The sequence below is a fragment of the Paenibacillus sp. SZ31 genome, from assembly GCF_012912005.1.
Classification (GTDB): domain Bacteria; phylum Bacillota; class Bacilli; order Paenibacillales; family Paenibacillaceae; genus Paenibacillus.
Window position 1 is genome coordinate 1 of sequence record NZ_JABBEA010000032.1, and the last position, 1,598, is coordinate 1,598.

1 protein-coding gene is annotated in these 1,598 nt (G+C 48.4%); it reads right to left on the reverse strand.

Going from position 1 to position 1,598, the window contains the following annotated elements:
• Positions 1–331: 331 nt before the first annotated feature.
• Entirely contained in the window at positions 332–1,462 is a 1,131-nt protein-coding gene (locus HF638_RS28370) for an IS110 family RNA-guided transposase (RefSeq protein WP_169483231.1), read from the reverse strand.
• Positions 1,463–1,598: the final 136 nt, after the last annotated feature.

A 1,598-nucleotide genomic window follows, 5' to 3' on the forward strand; every position in this document is an offset into this window, starting at 1 on the left:
TTCAACTGATATGAACGAAAATGTCAAAGGCGCTTTAAGAAACTCCTTTCACAGCTCCGTTTTGAAGCAAAGTTAAGGGCTCAGCCCCGAAGGTGAAAACGGCTCGTTGACGTTGAGCAATCTGATATTCGTGGATTGGTTACCACATGTAATCCCTACGTCGCGCAGAAGCTGCCGGATAAACTTAAATCGCGAGTTCGGAGCCAAGAGCTCTTATCGCAAGTTGAACGCCGTGGATTCTTCTGCTACGTGTTTTCCTTTCACCTTCAAGGCTCAACCCTCCACATGAAAAACCGTTTCCTTTTTAAACGAGGTTTTAAGAAAGAGGGCACTACGTCGTTTGATTTGCAACGCGCTGCTGGGTTTCGATCTGAGAAGCAATTGCCCAAACAAATCCGCTGAGTTCTCTTGCAATTGCGGTAATGACTTTATTCTTGTTCATGCCCCGGGAAAGGAGCTTTCGATATTTTTCGTGTAAACGAACCTGAGCGTGCCAAGCCATGGCACACACTTCAGCGTTCTGACCCTGTTGTCGCTGCAGCAATTTCCCTTTCAAGGCAGGCTGATACCGATAGCTCCAGGCAGCCTCGACAGCAGCTCGGCGTACATGCCGATTGCCTGCTTTTGTTGTGGCTCCTCGACGCGTCGTTTGCCCGGTGGAGTACTCGCTGGGAACGAGTCCGGTGTAACTCATAAACGAACTCCCTTTTGGAAACCGAAGAAAACTACCGACTTCTGCCACCAGCGTGATCGCTGTGATTAGAGCCACGCCGCGCAAAACTTGTAAAGCGGTAATGAGGGAAGCCCGTGGGCCACTCTGAGCTTCTTGAGCCATGTATTTTTCCAAGCGTCCTAGGCGTAGCATCTCTTCTTGAATCGTATGAATGTATTCCTGAAGAACTGTCTGCTGAACGGCATTAGGAAGACGCAGCACCTTTAACCAGGACCAATATTTCACCGACCAGCGACGAACCCCTTCGGGTCCAGGAATACTATGGCGAAGAAGGAACTTCGTTAAACGATGTTTAGCGCGAAGCAGATTTTCCTTACTATCTTCCCGGGCACGAACTAAATCGCGCAAGGCTTCATCCGCTTCGGTGGGAACGTAGACAGCCTGTAGCTCACCTGAACGAAGAAGTTGTGCGAGCTTTAAAGCATCCCGCCGATCCGTTTTCACCCGGTCGCCTGGACGAGAAGGGATAAGCGACGGAGCAATCACCGAACAGGAAATGCCCATCTGTGTAAGCAACCGATACAATGCGTAGCCGGTAGGACCTGCTTCATAACAAATTTCAAGTGAGCTACCATCCTGAGTCAAGGTCTGAATAAACTTACGAACCGCTTTTTCTGTATGGGGGAACATCCCGATAAAATAAGCAGGCTCACGGCCCTCGTTCGCGACAGCAACGGCAATTTTTTCTTTAGATACGTCTAAACCCACATATTTTGTGACAGACTTCATTGTATAGCTCTCCTTTGCAATGTGGCTCTGTTTTTAGGCAGTCCAGTTTGGATTTGGTTTCTTTACTGGGACAGTATTGCCAAGATAACCCACGGTTTTGCATAAAGGGGAGCTCATTTTCGTTCATAATAACTTA